15 protein-coding genes are annotated in these 18,054 nt (G+C 61.1%); 5 read left to right on the top strand and 10 right to left on the bottom strand.

What is annotated here, in order from left to right; genetic code table 11:
* The first annotated feature begins 115 nt into the window (after positions 1 to 115).
* Positions 116 to 976: a DUF5694 domain-containing protein gene (locus R3C13_RS12240; RefSeq protein ID WP_371311113.1), complete on the top strand. Its 861-nt coding sequence runs from the start codon at positions 116 to 118 to the stop codon at positions 974 to 976.
* Here R3C13_RS12240 and metH read toward each other — a convergent pair.
* From metH to R3C13_RS12210, 6 genes are all read right to left on the bottom strand, one after another.
* Positions 955 to 3,585 (bottom strand): methionine synthase, encoded by a 2,631-nt coding sequence (metH, locus tag R3C13_RS12235; protein WP_371311112.1) that lies wholly within the window; start codon positions 3,583 to 3,585, stop codon positions 955 to 957. The two genes, R3C13_RS12240 and metH, sit on opposite strands and share 22 nt — an antisense overlap.
* A gap of 182 nt (positions 3,586 to 3,767) precedes the next feature.
* Entirely contained in the window at positions 3,768 to 4,196 is a 429-nt protein-coding gene (locus R3C13_RS12230; protein ID WP_371311111.1) for a gamma-glutamylcyclotransferase, read from the bottom strand.
* Complete coding sequence (locus tag R3C13_RS12225) at positions 4,193 to 5,266, bottom strand: homocysteine S-methyltransferase family protein (RefSeq protein WP_371311110.1); 1,074 nt, start codon at positions 5,264 to 5,266, stop codon at positions 4,193 to 4,195. The genes R3C13_RS12230 and R3C13_RS12225 overlap by 4 nt, the downstream gene beginning before the upstream one ends.
* A gap of 1 nt (position 5,267) precedes the next feature.
* Positions 5,268 to 5,696, bottom strand: coding sequence for a VOC family protein (locus R3C13_RS12220; RefSeq protein WP_371311109.1), 429 nt, complete (start codon positions 5,694 to 5,696; stop codon positions 5,268 to 5,270).
* Between the two features lie 3 nt (positions 5,697 to 5,699).
* A complete protein-coding gene (gene metF / locus R3C13_RS12215; protein ID WP_371311108.1) occupies positions 5,700 to 6,587 on the bottom strand; it encodes a methylenetetrahydrofolate reductase [NAD(P)H] in 888 nt (295 codons plus the stop codon).
* The gene (locus R3C13_RS12210; RefSeq protein ID WP_371311107.1) at positions 6,584 to 7,558 is read right to left on the bottom strand and encodes an ArsR/SmtB family transcription factor; all 975 of its coding nucleotides are present in this window, start codon (positions 7,556 to 7,558) and stop codon (positions 6,584 to 6,586) included. Before R3C13_RS12210 ends, metF begins: the two co-directional genes overlap by 4 nt.
* A gap of 151 nt (positions 7,559 to 7,709) precedes the next feature.
* Between R3C13_RS12210 and R3C13_RS12205 the strand changes: the two genes are divergently transcribed.
* Together R3C13_RS12205 and R3C13_RS12200 are read left to right on the top strand one after the other, a co-directional pair.
* Positions 7,710 to 8,471 carry a VacJ family lipoprotein gene (locus R3C13_RS12205; RefSeq protein ID WP_371311106.1) on the top strand — a complete coding sequence of 254 codons (762 nt, stop codon included), beginning with the start codon at positions 7,710 to 7,712 and terminating at the stop codon, positions 8,469 to 8,471.
* A gap of 33 nt (positions 8,472 to 8,504) precedes the next feature.
* Positions 8,505 to 9,140 (top strand): phospholipid-binding protein MlaC, encoded by a 636-nt coding sequence (locus R3C13_RS12200; RefSeq protein ID WP_371311105.1) that lies wholly within the window; start codon positions 8,505 to 8,507, stop codon positions 9,138 to 9,140.
* Between the two features lie 49 nt (positions 9,141 to 9,189).
* Here the strand turns inward: R3C13_RS12200 and R3C13_RS12195 are convergent, their stop codons facing one another.
* From R3C13_RS12195 to R3C13_RS12185, 3 genes are all read right to left on the bottom strand, one after another.
* Positions 9,190 to 10,839: an amidase gene (locus tag R3C13_RS12195; protein ID WP_371311104.1), complete on the bottom strand. Its 1,650-nt coding sequence runs from the start codon at positions 10,837 to 10,839 to the stop codon at positions 9,190 to 9,192.
* Between the two features lie 77 nt (positions 10,840 to 10,916).
* On the bottom strand, positions 10,917 to 12,581 hold the full coding sequence (ettA, locus tag R3C13_RS12190) for an energy-dependent translational throttle protein EttA (protein WP_371311103.1): 1,665 nt from the start codon (positions 12,579 to 12,581) through the stop codon (positions 10,917 to 10,919).
* Between the two features lie 175 nt (positions 12,582 to 12,756).
* Entirely contained in the window at positions 12,757 to 13,833 is a 1,077-nt protein-coding gene (locus R3C13_RS12185; protein WP_371311102.1) for a glycosyltransferase family 2 protein, read from the bottom strand.
* Between the two features lie 330 nt (positions 13,834 to 14,163).
* Here R3C13_RS12185 and R3C13_RS12180 point away from each other — a divergent pair, with 330 nt between their 5' ends.
* Positions 14,164 to 14,907, top strand: coding sequence for a hypothetical protein (locus tag R3C13_RS12180; RefSeq protein ID WP_371311101.1), 744 nt, complete (start codon positions 14,164 to 14,166; stop codon positions 14,905 to 14,907).
* A gap of 4 nt (positions 14,908 to 14,911) precedes the next feature.
* On the opposite strand, the gene R3C13_RS12175 is transcribed toward R3C13_RS12180, so the two are convergent.
* A complete protein-coding gene (locus R3C13_RS12175; RefSeq protein WP_371311100.1) occupies positions 14,912 to 15,565 on the bottom strand; it encodes a tetratricopeptide repeat protein in 654 nt (217 codons plus the stop codon).
* A 214-nt stretch (positions 15,566 to 15,779) separates the two neighbouring features.
* On the opposite strand from R3C13_RS12175, the gene R3C13_RS12170 reads away from it, so the two are divergent.
* Positions 15,780 to 18,050: a prolyl oligopeptidase family serine peptidase gene (locus R3C13_RS12170; RefSeq protein WP_371311099.1), complete on the top strand. Its 2,271-nt coding sequence runs from the start codon at positions 15,780 to 15,782 to the stop codon at positions 18,048 to 18,050.
* Positions 18,051 to 18,054: the final 4 nt, after the last annotated feature.

The raw sequence follows: 18,054 nt of genomic DNA, 5'->3' as shown, positions 1-18,054 counted from the left end.
GCCACCAGTCACCGGAACCGCCTTAATGCCTTTTCGGGCAATGAAAATTTTTGCGCTTGCGGTGCATCCAGATGGCGTTAATGGCGCATCTTATGCCTGAAAGGGAGATACCGACATGATCCGCAAGAGTCTCGCCGCCGCGGCTGGATTGTTCCTCGCAGCCTGCACCACAGTGACACCCCAAGCCCCTTCCGCGACTGAAAAGCGCGACGTCGTCCAAATGATGGTGCTTGGCACCTATCATTTCGACAATCCAGGCCTCGATGTCGTCAATACGAAGGTAGACGACGTCCTGGTGCCGCGCCGTCAGGCGGAACTGAAAGCACTGGCAGGCCAGCTCGCGAGTTTCAGGCCGACGGCGATTGCCGTCGAGACAACCTGGCGCGACGATCAGTTGTTGAGCGAAGGCTACAAGGCATTTACGCCGGAAAAGCTCGCGACAGATCGGAATGAAATCGTGCAGATCGGCTATCGGTTGGCGAACGAGCTGGGTGTTGATCGGGTTTACGGCGTGGACGAGAATGAAGGTGAAATCTCATTCTTCCCGTTCGACCGCGTCCAGGAACTGGCGGCCCGGACCGGGCAGACGAACAAAGTGGAAGCGCTGATCGCTGCAATCCAGGCTGAGGCAAGCGCGCAGGAAGCCTCGCAGGCAGAAGAGACCATCTCGCAAACGCTCGCGCGGCACAACATCCCCGAAGACATCCGTACACAGCACAATGACTTCTATTACGGCCTGATGGAACTGTCCGAACCCGGCGACCCTGCAGGCGCGGCACTCAATTATGGCTGGTATGCCCGCAACGCGCTGATTTTCGCCAACATCACGCAGGTCACCGAGCCGGGCGACCGCATTCTTGTCCTCTATGGCTCGGGCCACGCCTATTGGCTGCGCCACTTTGCCGAGGAAACGCCGGGATTCGAACTGGTAGAGCCCCTGCCTTACCTTACGGGTCAGGAACCGAACGGATCGTAGTTGAGGATCGGAGCGAGCCACCGTTCGGCAGTGCGCATGTCCCATCCCTTGCGGCGGGCATAGTCTTCCACCTGATCCTTCTCGATCCGGCCAACAGCAAAATAGACCGACTCTGGGTGCGCGAAATAGAGGCCCGAGACGCTGGCGGCCGGCGTCATCGCAAAGCTGGAAGTCAAAGACACGCCGATGCCTTCTTCGGCGCTGAGCAGACGGAAGAGGGTTTCCTTTTCGGTATGGTCCGGCTGGCTGGGATAACCTGGCGCCGGACGGATTCCACGATATTTCTCAGCGATCAGGTCATCCCTGGCGAGCGCTTCATCCGGCGCATAGGCCCAGAGCTCGCGGCGCACCCGCTCATGCATATACTCCGCCATGGCTTCGGCAAACCGGTCTGCCAGCGCCTTGACCATAATAGAGGAATAATCGTCGCCCTTCTTCGCGAAGTCCTTCGCGATTACGTCGGCTTCCGGCCCGGCCGTGACACAAAAACCACCTATCCAGTCGTCACCTTCGGGCGCAACAAAGTCCGACATGGCGAAATTCGGGCGGGTATTGTCCTTTACCATCTGCTGACGGAGCGTGTGGAACACCTCACCAGTTTCGAGACGGATGTCATCGCCATCCCGGTTTGCCTTCCAGAAGCCGACAATGGCCTTCGGCTTCAACCAGGCTTCGCCAACGAGACGTTGCATCATTGCTTCGGTATCGCGCCACAGACTGGTGGCCGCTTCACCGACGATATCATCATCAAGGATCGCAGGATATTTACCCGCAAGATCCCAGGCAGAAAAATAAGGTGTCCAGTCGATGTATCGGGCGAGCGTTGCAAGATCGATGTCATCGAATGTCCGCACACCCTCAAAGCCCGGCGCGATCCGTTCGTAGGTTGACCAGTCCGGCTTCAAGGCTTTTTCACGCGCCTCCGCAAGGGGGAGCCGGGGCTTGGGAGGGCCGCCCTGCCGGGATTCGCGCATCCGCTCATAGCGCGCGCGCGTCTGCTCAACCAGCCCCTGCTTCTCACCCGCGCTCAGGAGCGCACTGACAATGCCGACAGCGCGGCTGGCATCCGTCACATGAATGACTGGCGCGGACTTGATTACAGGATCGATCTTCACAGCCGTATGCGCCGGGCTGGTCGTCGCGCCACCGATAAGCAGAGGCTGCACCATGCCGCGGCGCTGCATCTCGGCGGCGACATAGACCATCTCGTCCAGGCTCGGCGTAATCAGGCCGGAGAGGCCGATCACGTCCACCTTTTCCTTTTCCGCCGTATCCAGAATGGTTTCCGCCGGCACCATGACGCCGAGGTCCAGGATCTCATAGCCGTTGCAGGCCAGCACCACGCCGACAATGTTCTTGCCGATGTCGTGCACGTCGCCCTTCACGGTGGCCATCAGCACCTTGCCGTTGGAGACGTCCACCGTACCGAGGCGCTGTTTCTCTTCTTCCATGTAGGGCTCAAGCCAGGCGACGGCCTGCTTCATCACGCGGGCGGATTTCACCACCTGCGGCAGGAACATCTTGCCGGAGCCGAACAGGTCACCCACCACGTTCATTCCGGCCATCAGCGGCCCTTCGATAACGTGCAGCGGGCGCTCGGCCTGCAGTCTCGCCTCTTCCGTGTCCTGATCGATGAATTCGGTGATGCCGTGGACAAGCGCATGCTCCAGCCGCTTGGCCACCGGCGCCTCGCGCCAGGACAGGTCCTTGACGGCGGCCTTGCCCTTCTGGCCCTTCAGGCCTTCGGCAATCTCGATCAGGCGTTCGGTCGCATCGTCGCGGCGGTTGAGGATGACATCCTCCACGCGCTCCCGCAGTTCGGCGGGAATATCGTCATAGATGTCCAACTGGCCGGCATTCACGATGCCCATGTCCATGCCTGCCGGGATCGCATAATAGAGGAACACGGAGTGCATGGCGCGGCGCACGGGCTCGTTGCCGCGGAAGCTGAACGACACGTTCGAAAGCCCGCCCGAAATATGGCACCCCGGACAGCTATCACGGATTTCCCGCGCCGCCTCGATAAAGTCCACGGCGTAATTGTTGTGCTCCTCGATCCCCGTCGCCACCGCGAAGATGTTCGGATCGAAGATGATGTCTTCCGCCGGGAAACCCACATCTTCGGTGAGAATCCTGAAGGCGCGCTGGCAGATTTCCACCTTGCGGGCCTTCGTGTCGGCCTGGCCAACTTCGTCGAAGGCCATGACCACCACAGCGGCGCCATAGGCCAGGCACGCACGCGCCTGCTCGCGGAACTTGTCCTCGCCTTCCTTCATGGAGATCGAGTTGACGATGCACTTGCCCTGCACGCATTTCAGGCCGGCCTCGATCACCTCCCACTTGGAGCTGTCGATCATCACCGGCACGCGGGCGATGTCCGGCTCGGCGGCGATCAGGTTCAGGAAGGTACGCATGGCCTCGGCACCGTCCAGCATGCCTTCGTCCATGTTGACGTCGATGACCTGCGCGCCGTTCTCCACCTGCTGGCGGGCGACCTCCACGGCGTCCGCATAGCGGCCATCGGTGATCATCTTGCGGAACACGGCCGAGCCGGTGACGTTGGTCCGTTCACCGACGTTTACGAAGGATTGGGAGGCAGAGACAGTCATCTATTGAACTTTGTCACGTGTAACATCGAAATCATGATCTCGACGAAGGTATTTGATTAGATTGTCCATGTAGTCCTGAGTGATTTTGAGTCGGCGCTCGACGTTGGACAATTTATCGGCTTGCCAAAGGTACCCTACCCCGAGCATCATGATCATTATTCTCTCGAATGTAAGCCATTCGCTCATTTTCTCGTTCTCCCAGCATTCAGCGGCCAGTTTCCGCCTTCGACAGGCGGGAAGCCCTCGACGGGTTGGTTGTACCAGTAGATCCAGGCGGTTTCGCCGGTCTCATTGCCTGCGTCGTCGCAGAGCGGAATGCGTTTGCGGATATAGAGGCTGGTGGCCGGGTCGTCGGTCACATCCTCGAAGTCGTCCATCGGGCCGACGATGGAAACGTCATCCAGCTTCCAGGGGATGCCGTGGCACAGGTCATCCCCGGCCACGACGCCCGGAAATCCGCCCAGATCCACCATCCGCCCACGGAACCGGCACGGCGCGCCGAACCTGCCTGCTGTCGCCAGCGGCAGGTCTGCGGGCTGGCCCGCGGCGCCGAGTTTCAGGAGGCCGTAGAAGACGAACAGGTCTCCTGCGGTCACGGGTGGCTTCGTCACGAGGCCACCTCGAACGGCTCCAGCCCCGCAAGGCGCATCGAATGCTTCGCCGGCGCGGGAACGCGCGGCTTCACGCCCTCTACGGCCTTCGCAATCGCGGCAATATGCTCCGGCGTCGTGCCACAGCAGCCGCCGAGAATGTTGACCAGACCATCCTTCGCCCAGCCGCCGACCGAGCCGGAGGTTTGCTCCGGCTGCTCGTCATACTGGCCCATCTCGTTCGGCAGGCCGGCATTCGGATAGGCCGCGACCAGCGTGTCGGCGATCCGCGACAGCGCCGCGATGTGCGGGCGCATCAGGTCCGCGCCGAGGGCGCAGTTGAAGCCGATGGCGAACGGCTTCGCATGGCGCACGGAGTTCCAGAACGCCTCCACCGTCTGCCCGGAGAGGGTCCGGCCCGAGCGGTCAGTAATCGTACCTGAAATCCAGATCGGCAGTTTGTCCATGCCTTCGGCTTCCAGGTCCATAATGGCCTTGATGCAGGCCTTGCAGTTCAGCGTGTCGGTGATCGTCTCGATCAGGTAGAGGTCCACGCCGCCCTCGTTCAGGGCCTGGATCTGCTGGCGATAGGCTTCGTACACTTCATCGAACGTCACAGATCGTGCGCCCGGATCGTTCACATCCGACGACATGGACAGCATCTTGTTCAGTGGACCGATGGAGCCAGCGAGAAAGCGCGGCTTGTGCGGTTCCTTCGCCGTCCACGCGTCTGCCGCCGCCCGACCCAGCTTCGCGCCTTCAAGGTTGATGTCGCGCACGGAGGCCGCGTCCAGCTTGTAGTCATCCTGCGCAATCACGGTGGCGGAGAACGTGTTCGTCTCCGAAATGTCCGCGCCCGCGCCAAAATAGGCATTGTGCAGGTCGGTTACGATGTCCGGGCGGGTAATGCAGAGGATGTCATTGTTCCCCTTCATCTGCCCCGGATATTTCGCCTCGGTGAAGCGGGTGCCGCGATAATCGGCCTCGTCGAGCCCCCGGCGCTGGATCATCACGCCCCAGGATCCGTCGAGGATGAGGATGCGTTCCTTTGCGGCCGCCTTCAGCGCGGCGATACGTTCCTGTCTGTTCATCTTACAGCTCCATCGATCCATCCTCGCGCAGCGGCAAGAACGGGTTATAGGCAACTTCCCAGAGGTGGCCGTCCGGATCTGCGAAATAGCCGGAATACCCACCCCAGAAAACTTTGTGTGCGGACTTTACAAGCCGCCCGCCTGCGTCAACCGCGCGCTGGATAGCCTCGTCCACGGCGGCTTCGCCCGGCTGGTTCCAGGCCAGCGTCACCGCGCGAAAGCCTTCGCCGTCCGCCGGGACATCCGCATCCGCGGCCAGCGCGTCCCGACCGAACAGGCCGAGGGCAACGCCCCCCATGTCGAAGAAGACGACCGCCTCCTGCGAGGCTGCCGACCGTTTCAGGCCCATCGCCTCGTAGAACGCGGCCGATGCCTGAACGTCCGCAACGCCCAACGTCACCAGCGTAATGTGGATCGGCCGTCCGCTCACGGCTCAGGCCGCCTGTGCCGGCCGGGGCTTCAGGCCGAGCAGGCGGCAGGTGGACAACGCCAGCCCCGCCCGGTTCAGCGTATAGAAATGGAAGTCCTCGACGCCTTCTTCCGACAGCTTGCGGCAAAGGTCCGCGGCGACATTGGCGGTCACCAGCTCGCGTGTTTCCTCGTCCTCGTCGAGGCCGTCATACAGGTCGGCCAGCCAGTCTGGAATGGTCGCGCCGCATAGGCCGCTAATCCGGTGTAATCCGCGGAAGTTCGGCTGGAGCATGATTCCGGGCACGATTGGCATGGTGACGCCGCCGGCACGGGCCTTGTCGAGGAAGCGAAGATAGACGTCCGGCTCAAAGAAGAACTGCGTGATCGCCCGATCGGCACCCGCATCCTGCTTGGCCTTCAGGTACGCGATCTCGGCCTCCCAGCCACGACTTTCAGGGTGCAGCTCCGGGTAACAGGAAACAGAAATCTCGAAGCACTTTCCAAGCTCCGGCCTATGTTCCCGCAAGCCTCTGACCAGATCGACCGCATCGCGAAAGCCGCCCGGATGTGGCTCGAATTTCGCGCCCATGCCCGCCGGCGGATCACCGCGCAACGCGACGATGTGCTTGACGCCCGCCAGCCAGTATTGGTCGGCCACGGAGAGGACTTCTTCTTTTGTCGCAGAAACGCAGGTCAAATGTCCTGCCGGCCTCAGGCTCGTCTCCTGGGCGATGCGCTTGACTGTGTCATGCGTGCGCTCGCGCGTTGAACCGCCCGCGCCGTAGGTGACGGAGACGAATGCGGGCTGCATAGGCTCCAGCCGCTCGACCGTCTCCCAGAGACGTGCCGCCATAGCTTCGGATTTCGGCGGGAAGAATTCGAACGAGACTCTCGGTGCTTGCCCGGTCATGCCGCGGACTCCTTCAATTCTACTAGCTTTTCAGCGCACCAGATGTTGACGGTGAGGCTGGGCTCCTCGCCTTGAGGCGTAAACTGTTGCGGCGACGACAGACAGAGGCCGGCACTGCTGGCCCAGCCGGCCATAGTTTCATGCGACAGGCCGAGACGGTGATGTCCGTGCTCCGCCCGAAGGAATTCAAGATCGTGAGGAGCAAAATCCACGACCAGCAACTTGCCGCCGGGAATGAGTATCCGCGCCGCCTCTTCGATCACCCTGCCGGGCGCCTGAACGTAGTGCAGCACCTGGTGGATAATGACGAGATCGGCCGATTCCCGGTCGAATGGGGTTGCGGTCACATCGCCCTGACGAACGCGTGCGGACGGTACACCCAGCTGCTCAAGGTTGGCGCGTGCGACCGTCAGCATATGATGGCTAAGATCAATCCCCTCGACTTCTTCAGCCCGGCTGGCAAACAGTGCCAGCATCCGGCCTGTGCCGGTGCCGAAATCAACGACCCTTCGAAACGGGCCGGGGCCTGCGATATTCAGCATTGCCGCCTCAATCGCGTCATCCGGATAATGCAACGACCGGATCGCGTCCCAGGTTTCGGCGACTTCAGCAAAATAGGCCGATGCCGACGCCGCCCGCGCCGCATTTACTTCATCGAGTCGTTCCGCGTCACGCAGGAATTCGGCCACTTCCTTGCCAAGTTGCTCAAACAGCAAATCAAGAAACTGCTTCGCCTTGCCCCTGCTCGCGGCGCGGTAAAAGACAAATGCCCCCTCTGGCAGGCGCTCGACCAGACCACCCGCCGTCAGCGCTTTGAGGTGATGAGAAAGGCGCGGCTGACTGAGCGACAGAACCTGTACCAGCTCACCGACAGAGAGGTCTCCACCTCGCAACAGCGCCAGAATTCTCAGGCGCGTCGGTTCACCGGCGGCACGGAGATGTTCGAGGGTCTGGTCAAAATCAAGGCTCATGAAAAACATATAAACATTTATTTATATGGATTGCAAGGAACCAAATGTGGCGGTGGCGTCTATGCAACGGTGGCAAGGATTCAGATGTCGGTGAGTTGCACGTCTCGCACGAAACGACCATCTAGCCGTGCACACTATCGGGGATTCTCTCATGAAGGCACATCTGACTGCATCGGCCCTGGCGCTTGGCCTTGCCGCCTGCGCGACAACGCCGGCTCCGGTCGACCCGGGCGCGGTTCCCGATCCTTACGAAGATTTCAACCGGCAGATGTTCGCCTTCAACAATGGCGTCGACAAATATGCGCTCAGTCCTGCCGCCACGGCCTACAAGACGGTAACGCCCGAATTTGCCAGAGACCGGGTCGGCGACTTTCTCAACAACCTGAAATCGCCCGTGATTTTTGTGAATGACGTGCTCCAGGCTGAACCGCACCGGGCAGCGGAGACGTTCTATCGCTTCGCGGTCAACACAACGGTCGGCCTCGCCGGCCTCTGGGATGTTGCCGAAGGCTGGGGCGTTGAGCGGCATTCAGAAGATTTTGGGCAGACGCTGGCTGTCTGGGGCGTCGATAGTGGCCCCTACCTCGTAATGCCGTTTATCGGCCCGACGAATCCGCGCGATCTGGTTGGCAAGGGCGTGGACCCGGCGTTCGACCCGCTGAACTGGACAGAATTCGCGGGCGATCCTGATCTGGACGACCATATCGCGATTGGCCGCCGCGTCCTTGGCGCGCTGAATACCCGCGTCGTACTGGACGATCAGATCCGGCAATTGAACGAACAACCCGAACCTTATGTGGCCCTCCGGCGGATCTATTCATCTCAGCGTCAGGCAGAAATTCGTAATGGACGAATGCAGGATGAGTCCGAGTTGTACGAAGATCTCCCAGATTTTGACGAATTTGACGAATAGCCACCAAGTCTAACTGTAAGCAGGAGCCCGCCCTTGAAACGCCTGACCTCCCCCGCAATCGCCCTGGCTGCGCTCGCCGCGCTGGCCCTTCCGGCCATGGCGGACGCGAAGACGGAATCCTATGTCCAGAAAAACGCCAGCGAAGTGCTGGCATCTCTGAACGACCCGATGCTGGACGCCGATGAGCGCACCGCAAAATTCAATGCCTATATGGACGAATTCACGGACATGAAGGCTGTCGCGCGGTTTGCCATCGGTAAATACGCCCGCCGCTTCACGCCGGAAGAACTCGCGCATTACGAAAAAGTATTCCGCGAATACGCCCTCGCTGTCTACGAGAACGAGTTGGACGCCTATCGTGGCGAAGCCGTGGTGGTGAAAGATTCAGTCGACCGTTCCGAAAGCGATTCGATCGTAAACACGGTTATCAAGCGCCAGGACGGCAAGGACATGGATGTCCGCTGGCGCGTCCTGACACGCGACAACCAGTATCAGGTCGTGGATGTCGCCCTGAATATCGACGGCAACCTCATCTGGCTGGGCATCGAGCAGCGCGCCCAGTTCCTGGCCCTGCTGGACCGGACCAACGGGTCGGCCAGCGCGCTGACGGCAAAGATCGAGGAAATGAAGAAGAACCTCGAATCGCGCAGCCGGTCTTACGGCAACTAACTGCCGAAGAGAACAGAAGGCCCGCTTCCCGAAAGAAAGCGGGCCTTTTTCATTGCTCCCGGTTGACCGAATCAGCCGGAAATTCACGATCGGAGCGCACTATAGCAGCGGCAATTTCCGGCCGCTCCTCCGCCATCTGCAAGTACAGCGGATCGACTCGCATCTGGCTCGCCTGTTCATAGGCATACCCGTAGGACAGGATTGACGCGTCCTGCCCGGCCGTACCGATGAATGAGACCCCCACCGGGATTCCATGCACCTCTCCCATCGGAACTGTGATGTGTGGATAGCCTGCCATGGCCGCAAAACTGCCTGCACCGGCCCAATCCGGCCAGACGTCGCCATTGATCGGATCGATCCGAGGCGCAACCGGCCCGGACGGAGAGACGAGCACGTCGACCTGGTGAGCCGACAGGAGGCGATCGATTCCCTGGTCACGCGTGGTGAACAGGACGGCCGCGCGGGCATCCAGATACGCCTGGTCGCTCAACGGGCCACGTGCGTTTGAAGATTCGAATATGTCCTGCCCGAACAGCGGCATTTCTGCGCCGGCATTGCTGGAGTTAAATGCAATCAGGTCCGACAGCGTGCGCACGGTAACCGCCGGAGGCGTCGTGGCGAGATAGGCGTTCAGGCTGTCCTTGAACTCGTATTCCAGCAGGGTCGTCTCATCATCGCGAAAGCCGGGGATGGCCGGCTCAAATTCGGTGATGTCGACCAGCACCGCGCCCTGCGCCTGCATCACCGCCAGCGCCGCATCGAAACGTTCTTTGACGGCGGGATTGGAGCCTTCTGAAAATCGAAGCACGCCCACCCGGACGCCTTTCAGCGCATCCGGAGAAAGTCCGGCCGCATAGTCCGTGCCGCCCGGATCCATGGCGCTCAACATCATGGCCGCGCCACGAACGCTTTTCGTCATCGGCCCGGCCGTGTCCTGCGTCGGCGAAATGGGGATGATCCCTTCCTGCGAGACAAGTCCGACAGTGGGCTTAAACCCGACAATTCCGTTCACATTGGAAGGACAGATGATCGACCCATTGGTCTCCGTACCAACCGCGCCAGCTGCGAGCGAAGCGGCGACCGCGACGCCCGATCCGGAACTGGATCCACAAGGATTTCGGTCCAGCATATGAGGATTACGCGTCTGTCCGCCTACGGATGACCACCCACTCATGGACAGATTGGAGCGAAAGTTTGCCCACTGGCTGAGATTTGTCTTGCCGAGGATAATAGCGCCTTGCGCCCGCAGGCCGGCGACCAATGGGCTATCACGGCCGGCGACATTGTCTTTCAACGCCAGAGACCCTGCCGTCGTCGGCATCGGATCGAGGCTTTCGATATTGTCCTTCAACAGGATCGGAACACCGTCCAGCGGCCCCAGCGCTTTCCCGTCAGCCCGCCGCGCATCGCTGGCGGCAGCGTCGGTGAGGGCATGCGCATTTGTCGCGATAACGGCCTGAAGATGCGGCCCCTGCCGATCGAGCACGGTGATCCGGTCGAGATAGGCTTGCGTCAGTTCGACAGACGTAATTTCTCCGGCGTCCAGCGCCGCAGCAATGTCTGGCAGCGTCTGCGCGATCCAGCCTGTTGCTTCGTAAGATCGCTCCGCGCGCACTTCAGATTCCAGCGCGGGGGCAGGCGGTGCGCCGCAACCTGCAAGAATTCCCAGCGCCAGGGCCGAACTCAATGCCACTCTCATCGCCTTGCTCCTCGTCCAGAGACGCGAGCGTAACAATCTCGCACCATCCGGCAAGCGCCGGAGCGCCGCAGGCAGGATCAGCGTGCAAACTTCTTGAATTTCAGGCGCTTCGGATTCACCGCATCCTCTCCAAGACGGCGCTTCTTGTCTTCGAGGTAGGAGGAGAAATCGCCTTCGAACCATTCGACATGGCTGTCGCCTTCGAAGGCGAGGATGTGCGTGGCCATGCGGTCGAGGAACCAGCGGTCGTGCGAGATGATGACGGCGCAGCCGGGGAAGTTGTCGAGGCCTTCCTCCAGCGCCTGCAGCGTTTCCACGTCGAGGTCGTTGGTCGGTTCGTCGAGCAGGAGCAGGTTGTGGCTGCCGCGCAGCATCTTGGCGAGGTGCACGCGGTTACGCTCACCGCCGGACAGGATGCCGACCTTCTTCTGCTGGTCGGTGCCCTTGAAGTTGAACGCGCCGACATAGGCGCGCGACATGACCTGAACGCCCCCAAGGTCGATCACATCCGTGCCGCCGGAGATTTCCTCCCAGACATTCTTGTTCGGGTCGAGCTTGTCTCGGCTCTGGTCGACATAGCCGATCTTGACCGTGTCGCCGACGCGGAGCGACCCGGAGTCTGGCTGTTCCTGGCCGAGGATCATCTTGAACAGGGTCGACTTACCGGCACCGTTCGGACCGATGACGCCGACGATGCCGCCGGGCGGCAGCTTGAAGGAGAGGTCTTCGATCAACACGTTTTCGCCGAAGGCCTTGTTCAGGCCTTCCGCTTCCAGCACCACGCCGCCGAGGCGCGGGCCGGGCGGGATACGGATCTGCGCGGTCATGACCTGCTCGCGCTCCGCCTTGGCCGCCATTTCCTCATAGGCATTGATACGCGCCTTGGATTTCGCCTGACGGGCCTTCTGGCCAGACCGGACCCATTCGAGTTCCTTGGCCAGCGTACGCTTGCGGCCGGTTTCCTCGCGGGCCTCCTGCTCCATACGCTTGGCCTTCTGTTCGACCCAGCCGGAATAGTTGCCCTGAAAAGGCACGCCGCGGCCGCGGTCGAGCTCGAGAATCCAGCTCGTGATGTCGTCCAGGAAGTAACGGTCGTGGGTAACGAGGATAACGCAGCCGGGGAAGTTGATCAGGTAGTTCTGAAGCCAGGCGACCGTCTCGGCGTCGAGGTGGTTGGTCGGTTCGTCCATCAGGATCATGTCTGGCTTCGAGAGGAGCAGCTGGCAGATCGCGACGCGGCGGATTTCACCACCGGACAGCTTGGAAACGTCCGCATCGTTCTCCGGGCAGCGCAGGGCGTTCATCGCCATCTCGATCTTGGAGTCGATGTCCCAGGCGTCGGCAGCGTCGATCCGCTCCTGCAGGCTGGTCATCTCTTCCATCAATTCGTCGGAATAGTCCTCGCCGAGCTTCACGGAGATTTCGTTGAAGGCATCGACCATCTGCTTTTCAGGGCACTGGGCAGCGATATTGTCGAAGACGTTCTTGGTGGGGTCGAGCTTCGGCTCCTGCGGCAGGTAGCCGACCTTCACGCCCTCGGCAGCCCAGGCCTCGCCGCTAAATTCCTTGTCGACGCCGGCCATGATGCGCAGCAGCGTCGACTTACCCGATCCGTTGACGCCGACCACACCGATTTTCGCGTCCGGCAGGAAGCTGAGGTGAATGTTCTCAAACACCTTCTTGCCGCCAGGATAGACCTTGGTGAGGCCCTGCATGTGATAAACGTATTGGGGACCGGCCATGGCTGGAGAATCCTGTTCGCGTGTAATATGTCGCCGCTGAAGTACGCCCTCACCCCGCAAAATCAAGCAGGCAAAGGCAATTGCCGCCGTATCCCGTCTGCACGGTGTCGGCGAAGCAGGCGGTTATTGGATCAGGGCATCATGGGCCGCGAGCAGCTCCCGTGGCGGGGATGTCTCAGGCGTAGACGGAGGCGTGGGCCTCGCCAATCTGCGGCCTTAAGGGGCTCGCATTGCTGGTCTCTCTGCGGATCGGAGCAAAACGCGGAAGCGCCGTCAGAGCGATGGCCTGGCAAATCACCGTGGTCAACAATACCGTCGCGCGCCAACCAATCAGCTTCTGAAGGCGTTTGAACGGGAAGGCGTGGCGGCGATGGTCGCGCAGGAAACGGCGCTGTCGATCAAAATCAGGTTTCAGGCCCCATTTGGCATAGAAATGCTTTTCAGCGTTGATGCAGCGGCTTCCCTCCCAACGGGCACAGAAGTACGGCAGGTCGTTCCAGGTGAGCTTCTTGCCGGTGGCATAGGTAATCACTGAGGCCGGCTCAAACCAGATTTTCCAGCCACACTGGCGGGCCAAGAGGGCCATGTCGACTTCATCGCTGAAGCCGACGATCTGCTCGTCGAATGGCCCGATCTGGTCAAGCATGTCCTTACGGGTCAGAACCGTATGGAATTCGGTACAATCTGTCTCCCGGCGGACCAGCTGGTCCTTGACATCAAGATAGCGCAGGTGCTCGTGACCATGCTGCCGGCTGAAGACGACATGGCCACCGGACTGTGGGTGAATGCTGAGAGCGCCGCCGGCATGGTGGATTTTGAGATCCGGCATCCTGCCCTCCGGACCAACGAGAATGGTCGGGCTAACAAGGCCAGCCCCCGTTTCTTCGGCGCAGTTGACCATGGAAGACAGCCAACCCGGCGTAAACAGGACATCATTATCGGCAAATACAATGTATTTGGCGCCCGGATTCACTTTCTTCATCGCAAGATTGCGCGCCTGATTGGGCGACAGAAAGCGTTCGCTGCGGATGTAGGTGTGACCGTGGGATTCAATCAATTTGCGAATGTCTGATGCGATCGGCTCCGGGGTCGCGCCATCTACATAAATGAGGCTGACGGGCATATCGATCGTCTCGAACAGGGATGTGAGCGACATCGTCGCTTGTTCGAAACGTTCTCGCGGGGCGATAATGATCGTGACTTTCGCCGTGTCCGCCTCTTTGGCTTTAGAAAGCAGAGTCTCGGTATTCATTTCGCCGCCCCTTATTCCCTTCCGAAGGATTATTGGACCTTGCTTTACGGTCCGACGAAAGCCCACATTCGTGTGCCTGTAAACTTCCGGCGATTCCGCAATATCCGTGCCAGCTCTGGCCTATTCGGCCAAATCTGAAGCTCGGGAACAGACTATGTGACAAACGAATTGAGGACCGGCGATAGCGGAAGAATCCTGTTCGGGTGGTGCTTTGCGCCGCTATAGTTGCCTGCGCGACCCGGAAAACCAAGCGCCAGCGGCATGGCGCCGCCCGTTTCCGCTTGATCTGACGGGCAAATCCCGGACAATTTCAACACTCAGGAGCGTCCCATGTCAGAGCCTGCCGCTTCCTCTCCCGCCGCCGATGACGACATGACCCGGCTGTCCGGCTGGGACGCATTGCTGGACGACCTGTTCGGACTGAATGTCCGCGCCATCCGAAGCATCGGTGTCGCCGTCGCGCGTCCGGATCGCCTCTTTGAAGCCGCACGCGACGCTGACTGGCTCGGGCGCTACACGCCCTCGCTGCGGCTGGTGTTCACGCTGATCGCCGCGACGTCCGTCCTGAAATTCCTCTGGGCGGGAGACGACTCCCCGCTTGTGCGCAGCATTGTGGACTATCTCGCCGATGTACCGCTCAGCGACTTGCCGGTTCCCAATGTCGAGGAAACCGCCCGCCGGCTGATGGCACAGTTCCTGCTCCTATTTCCCTTCACATACTTCTTCTGCCATTTCATTTCGTCCCTGCTCCTGCGTATCTGGGGCAAGGGCACGCCGGCTCCGGTGCGGATCAGGCTGTATTTTGCTGCGCTACTCCCGGCGATTGCGTTCGGCCTGGTGCAGTCCTTGTTTTACGGTCTCATCCCGGTCGAATGGATCGACCTTGCAACGCTGGGCTCAGGCATCGCGGGTGTGGCGATTTACCTGATAACGGCATTCGCCGGCCTCGCCCCAAGAATGAAGGCGGGCGGGCGCATCTGGCGGGCCATGCTGTTTGCGCTGGTCGCGCTGACCACCGACCTGGTGATCTCAATGCTGACCTACGTGCTCGCGTTTCTGTCGATGTATCTCTGAAATTTCAGCTGGCGCGCCGGTGTGCCTGCCGGCGCTCTTCATCCGTCATGACGGTCGCCAGCCGTTCCAGTTCATGGGCGGCCCCCGGATTGCCGAGGCGTTCGGCCTGCTTGAACCAGCGCCAGGCCTCGACGAAGTCGATCTCCTGACCATGTCCACCGGCATTGGCGATCCCGAGATTGAAGGCGCAGCGGCTGTCGCCCAGCGCCGCACCGCGGCCCCACCAGTCGCGGCCAGCCGCAACATCCTGTGTTCCGCCCGTTCCCGTCATCAGCATGGCGCCGAAATGAGTGATGGCGTCGAGATCGCCCCGCTGGGCGGCCAGTTCGAACAGGGAGCGTGCGCGAGACGGATCCCGCGCGCCGCCGAGGCCGTTCAGAACCATAAACCCGAGATTGAAGATTGCGACGGGAAGACCTGCTTCAGCGGCCTGCATGTAATAGGCCCTGGCGGCCATCATGTCCTGACGGACGCCGCGGCCGGTGTGAAGAAGGGTTCCGAAATTGTTGGCCGCGCCGGCATGACCGGCGTCAGCGGCCTGACGCATCAGCGCAGCGCCGCGAACCAAGGTCTCGCCGCTACCGCCACTGGCGATCAGCGCACAAGCCTCCTCGAACAAGCCCACCCCGTTCTGCATGACGATGACAATATGCCTCATAGCGACCTTGGCTAGTGGGGCAGCGCAGTTCGGCATGAAAGTTTTACATTCCGGGGGAATGTCTGTGCGTCGCAAGTGACAAACGGGAGGCAATGACTAGGGTTCAGGCATGATTTCCAAGACCAGATTCCTTTTACTTGGTGCAGGATTAGCCCTGCTCGCCGCATGTCAGACGCCTAATGCAGCCCGAACAAACCTACCGGAGGCTGAAATCTTGACCGAGACGCCCGATTCCCTGCCGCTGGAGCGGCTTTATGCGTCCCCTTCGCTCGCCGGCCCGGCGGCACGGATGGTGAAATATTCGCCGGACGGCAGCCGGGTGACCTTCCTGAAGTCGCGGGCGGACGAGCAGAACCGGTTTGACCTGTGGCAGTTCGACGTGGCGACCGGCGAGCAGAGCCTGCTGGTCAATTCACGCATGCTCGAGCCCGTGGCTGTCGAGCTTTCTGAAGAAGAAAAGGCGTTGCGGGAGCGCAAGCGCATCGCCGGTACGGCCGGGATCACGGACTATAGCTGGGGGACAAAGGACACGCTTCTTGTGCCTTTGGGGGGTGATTTACACCTCATCAAATTGACTTCCGATGGTCCGAACGTGACCAAATTGACCCATTCTTCGGCATTCGAGTACGACGCCCGGATCTCGCCGCAGGGCAATTATGTGAGCTTCGTCCGAGACGGCGCCGTTTACGCGATCGACCTCGCGACCGCCACGGAGACCCGCCTCACCCCGCTCGCGGAACCGGACAAGGCGATCGCCTATGGCGTCTCGGAATTTGTCGCCCAGGAAGAGATGGACCGCTACACCGGCTACTGGTGGAGCCCCGACGAACGCTATGTCGCCTTCACCCGCGTGGACGAGAGCGGCGTCGATATTATCCCCCGTTTCGACATCGAGGCGGACAAGGTCACGGTGATCAACCAGCGCTACCCGCGCGCCGGCCGGCCGAATGCGGTCGTGGCCCTGTTCGTTCACGACCTGGAGGACGCACGGACGGACCAGATCTATTCCGTGGGGCCCGACGACTATCTTGCGCGGGTGAACTGGACCTCGACCGGGCTCTGGTTCCAGACGGTCGACCGGGACCAGACCGAAATCCGCTACAATCGCTCCGACCGCCTGCCCTGGCGCGTCTGGTCGCCCTATACCGAGCGCAACGACAAGTGGGTGAACCTGTCCAACGACTTCCACGAGCTGCCGGACGGCCGCTTGCTGCTTTCGACGGAAGAGGACGGCATGCGCCATGCCATTACCGTGGAGCCGACCGGCCAGGAGGCCCCGCTGGTTGTGACACCAAAAGGCGGAGTCATGGCAAAGATCGAGCAGGTGTCACCTGACGGCCAGACGCTCTTCCTTTCAGGCTTCTACGACACAGTCCTGGAACGCCACCTCTACACAATGGGCATTCCTGAGGCCGATGCCGCCGACCCGGTTGGCGGCGGTCCCACCCAGCTGCCGGACTCGCACTGCGCGGACATGACGCCCATGTCCGCCCGCGCGACGGTGGAATGCCCCTCCCCCGTCCGCATCACGGGCCCTGGCAAGACATGGGACGTCACGGTTGCGCCCGACGGCAAGAGCTTCGTCGGCACGTCGTCTTCGCCAGACACGCCCCCGCAGACCGGCCTTTACCGGATCGATGGGACGCTGATCGCCTGGATCGAGGAAAATGCACTCACGGAAGACCATCCTTATGCCCCTTACCTGAAGGATCATGTCACACCGGAGTTCGGCACGCTGGAAGCCGAGGACGGACAAGCCCTGCATTATTCGATCCTGAAACCGCCGGAATTTGACGCTTCACGCAAATACCCTGTCATCATCGAAGTCTATGGCGGCCCGCATGTGCAGACGGTCGAACGCAAATGGGGCAGCCTGTCGGACCAGTATCTCGCCCGGCATGGATACATCGTGTTCCGTCTCGACAATCGCGGCAGCTACAATCGCGGACGCAAATTCGAGGACGTGATTTACCGGCGCACCGGCGGGCCGGAGGTGCGCGACCAGCTGGTTGGCGTCGAATGGCTGAAGGCCCAGCCCTTCGTGGACGGAAAACGCATCGCGATCCAGGGCTGGTCATATGGCGGCTACATGACCCTGATGACGCTGTTGCAGGCGCCGGAAGGCACATTCGCCGCGGCCGCCGCCGGTGCGCCCGTGACGGACTGGCGCCTCTACGACACGTTCTACACCGAACGCTACATGGACACGCCGGACGACAATCCGCAGGGATATGAAGCGTCGAGCGTCTTTCCGCATACGGACACGCTGAACACGCCGCTTCTCCTCATGCATGGCATGGCCGACGACAATGTGACTTTCGACAACACGACCCGCCTGATGGCGGTCCTGCAACAGAAGGGCAAGCTGTTCGAAGTGATGACCTATCCCGGCCAGCGCCATGGCGTCCGCGGCGAGGCCCTGCAGACCCATCTGATGCGCACACGCCTTGAATTCCTCGACAGACACCTCAGCCCCGGACATTGATTTC

This window comes from Hyphomonas sp. (genome assembly GCF_041398385.1).
GTDB lineage: Bacteria > Pseudomonadota > Alphaproteobacteria > Caulobacterales > Hyphomonadaceae > Hyphomonas.
This window is presented reverse-complemented; position numbering and strand designations above follow the sequence as displayed.